4 protein-coding genes are annotated in these 3,309 nt (G+C 43.3%); 2 read left to right on the top strand and 2 right to left on the bottom strand.

Annotation, left to right across the window (positions count from 1 at the left end):
- Positions 1-128: 128 nt before the first annotated feature.
- Positions 129-410, bottom strand: a complete 282-nt coding sequence (locus HW443_RS10065) for a type II toxin-antitoxin system RelE/ParE family toxin (RefSeq protein ID WP_176231488.1) — start codon at positions 408-410, stop codon at positions 129-131.
- A gap of 41 nt (positions 411-451) precedes the next feature.
- Positions 452-1,627, bottom strand: a complete 1,176-nt coding sequence (sfsA, locus tag HW443_RS10070) for a DNA/RNA nuclease SfsA (RefSeq protein WP_176238142.1) — start codon at positions 1,625-1,627, stop codon at positions 452-454.
- A 423-nt stretch (positions 1,628-2,050) separates the two neighbouring features.
- Between sfsA and HW443_RS10075 the strand changes: the two genes are divergently transcribed.
- Positions 2,051-2,857, top strand: coding sequence for a type IV toxin-antitoxin system AbiEi family antitoxin domain-containing protein (locus tag HW443_RS10075; protein WP_176230024.1), 807 nt, complete (start codon positions 2,051-2,053; stop codon positions 2,855-2,857).
- A 1-nt stretch (position 2,858) separates the two neighbouring features.
- Positions 2,859-3,272 (top strand): nucleotidyl transferase AbiEii/AbiGii toxin family protein, encoded by a 414-nt coding sequence (locus tag HW443_RS10080; protein ID WP_246273276.1) that lies wholly within the window; start codon positions 2,859-2,861, stop codon positions 3,270-3,272.
- Positions 3,273-3,309 lie beyond the last annotated feature (37 nt).

A 3,309-nucleotide genomic window follows, 5' to 3' on the forward strand; every position in this document is an offset into this window, starting at 1 on the left:
ATGATAGAAAACCCCCTCTGAAGAGGTGTTTTTTAAAATAAGTGCGGAAGTCGGGAGGCTTGAGAAACTCTTCAAGTAGAACTTCTCCAGGATGCGTTGGTGCCAACTTCTTAGTCATTTTTGATCTCCTAATGATAGTCTGTTATCTCGACATCATGAGCATCTCCGTCCAGCCATCGAAAGCAGATTCGCCATTGGTCATTGATTCGGATGCTATGCTGTCCCTCTCTGTCGCCAGAAAGTTTCTCAAGCCGATTTCCTGGGGGAACCCGAAGGTCGTCCAGAGTCTCTGCCGCATCCAGGATAGCTAGCTTTCTCTGCGCCAGACGTTGAAGCTTCAGGTCAAACTTCCGGACACGCTCACGATTGAACACGCGTTCTGTCGCTTTGTCCCGAAATGACCTGATCATCGCTTAATAATAACGTATAGCGTTAATAGTGTCAAGCAAAATTAATATTTTCCCATAAGCTCATCTTCAAGACGGCCAATTCTAAAATGCTGAAGTATTTCTATGAAAGTAGGTGAGAAGATGGGGTTACTGCGCATTCCAAAAAGATGGGTTTCACAGGAGCAATCAGATACCCCAAATTCCGGGACTGACCAGTCAGAGATGGCTTTCAATCTTTTGGCAATGTCGCATTCCAGATCTGCGCTTGAGCGCACCGGTAGAGCTAAATGAAAATCTGCTATTTGACCAAGATAATCTATATGCCAGAACAATTTCTTCCTTTTTCTGCGGTGTCTCTGGACCCTTTGGGTAAGGTTCTTCCTGGCTGATCTCACATAGAGGTAATATCCCTTTTCCAAGGTTATCTCTCTCAGCTCACCTATGTGGAGTCTCTGAGCATCCTTCAGGTTAAGGATAATGATGTAGCTACCTTTATCCTGAGCCTCTCTCTCAATCAACCACCAGGGAATCTCAAGTTCATGGATCTGGCCCAGGGTAAGGTCTTTCTTCCATTCTACGGATATCGCCTTTATTATTAAATCATCCTTAAGGTCATAGAGAGCACGGGAAAACTCTAAATCAGTGTGATATTCAGGAAGGAAGTATCTGGCAAGAGGCCAGTTTACAATAAATAACACCCCACCCCTTAAGCCTTTATGGGAAAGCTCGGCCAGTTCTATAAGGTGCCTTTTACCGCGAAGAGTGATCGCATCGGGAAACATCGCAATCTCTTGGTTAAAGAGGGTGCAGGATTTAACTTCAAGAACCAGGCTCTGGTTGTCCTTCTTTAGTAGAAAATCAAATCTACTTCTGCCCAGGCTAATCTGTGGTTTGACGATGGAGTATCCTTCAAGACCAGAAATCATCTCTTGTTCGATCAACCACTTGGCCACAGTGTTAGCATGATGGGTGTGCAGTAAAACTGGTACCCCTTCTTTTTTAACAGCTACAACGGTATATTTTGTGCTTCTCTCAGAAACTTGAAGATCTCTGGCAAGATAAAGCTCTTTGCCTGGAAGGAGGAGTTCCCAGAGTCTACCCGGGTTGGGAAGATAGGCCCTTTCTTTTCTATTATTTATCACGCACTCAACGGTAAACCTATTTGGCCTGCCTGTGAAAACAGCTTTTTGAAGGTCTTTAAAATTTCCAAGCACTCTATCGGACGAAAACGGTGACATCTATCCTAATGACTATCTTGGTACCTATAAAATCCGAACAGCTCAACTGACACTATCGCTCCTCCCCACTTGCTTCCCTAAAGAAACAAGTGACGCTCCATCCGATCATTGATCCATATTTGGTTACCTTTTACATGCCACATCCAATACCCCTTTACCTAGAAAATAGACCAAAATATTTTCATAGTTCGCAGGTGCGGCCTCCGCATGACAAGTTACATTATAGATGATTCAATTCCCCATATTAAAACATGGGCCTTAGCCGAGGCTTGGCGAAGGAAAAGTTTAATTAGTATAATTAATATGTAATAATTCACTTATAAGTTGAACAATGACTGATAGAAAGTAGTTTTTTATTGTTTGTAATACACTATGTATGCTATAATTCAATTATTATGTGAATAATTACGCATGAGATATACTATGGAATCCATATCAGGTTTAGGGAAAGAAGACAGAAAAAGGTTGTCTGCGATAGTCCGGGGGACAAAAGGTACTATCTCGGTTAAAGAGGCAGCCGATATCTTGAAGGTTTCCTCTACCGATGCTGCCAAAATGCTTTCCCGTTGGGCAAAGAAAGGCTGGCTTTCCCGCGTGAGGCGGGGCATATACATACTAGTGCCTCTTGAATCTAGCACACCTGATGTCCCCTTTGAAGACCTCTGGGCTATTGCTGAACGGTTATTTTCTCCATGTTATATCGGCGGATGGAGTGCTGCTGAATATTGGGATTTGACAGAGCAAGTTTTCCGTACCACTGTTGTTATGACGACACAAAAACCGAGAGACCGCTCTCCTGTTATCAAAGGGGCAAGCTTTATGCTTCGTACTATATCAGAAAAAGCACTATTTGGGATGAAACCAGTTTGGAGAGGAAGGGTTAAAGTGTCTGTCTCTGACCCCTCACGTACCATCGTTGACATGCTGAGCGACCCAAAACTTGGAGGTGGGATACGGTCAACTGTTGATATGTTTCTCAATTACCTGAAGTCAGAGAACAGTGATATAGAGTTATTGATCGGATACGCGAAACGCCTGGGCAACGGTGCTGTTTTTAAACGCCTTGGTTTCCTGTTAGAACGTTTTGCTCCGGATCAAAAGTCCAGTATCAACGAGTGCAGGTCTCAACTGACTAAAGGGAATGTCAAACTTGATCCGGCACTTAAGGTTAATAAATTGGTAACACGCTGGCGATTATGGGTGCCGGAAGGCTGGGCAAAGGAGAACTGATTTGATCGATCGTCAAGAGGTAATGGATTTTTCCAGGGAGTTTGGTCTTACTGCGAATGTGGTCGAGAAAGACTATGTGCTTGGGTGGCTATTAGCCGGGATTTCAAGTCATCCTGAACTCGGCTCAAGTTGGGTGTTTAAAGGAGGGACTTGTTTAAAGAAGTGCTACTTTGAGACCTATCGTTTCTCAGAAGATCTGGATTTCACGGTTATAAGACTTGAACATCAAGATAGGGGTTTCTTAATCAATGCGTTCAAAGAGATTGTTAACTGGGTATACGATGCTGCAGGTATTGAGATCCCCCATGAACTGATAAGTTTCGAGATTTTGCGTATTCTGGTGAATTTTACCACTGATTCCGCTGCAAAGTTACCACTTTGCAAACCATTCATATTCCTCCTCTCCATGATATAAAAGTGGTAAGTTTAGGTCAATGAATTTCCGGTTTTTC

The sequence above is a fragment of the Candidatus Hakubella thermalkaliphila genome, from assembly GCF_013281975.1.
Taxonomy (GTDB): Bacteria; Actinomycetota; Humimicrobiia; order Hakubellales; family Hakubellaceae; genus Hakubella; species Hakubella thermalkaliphila.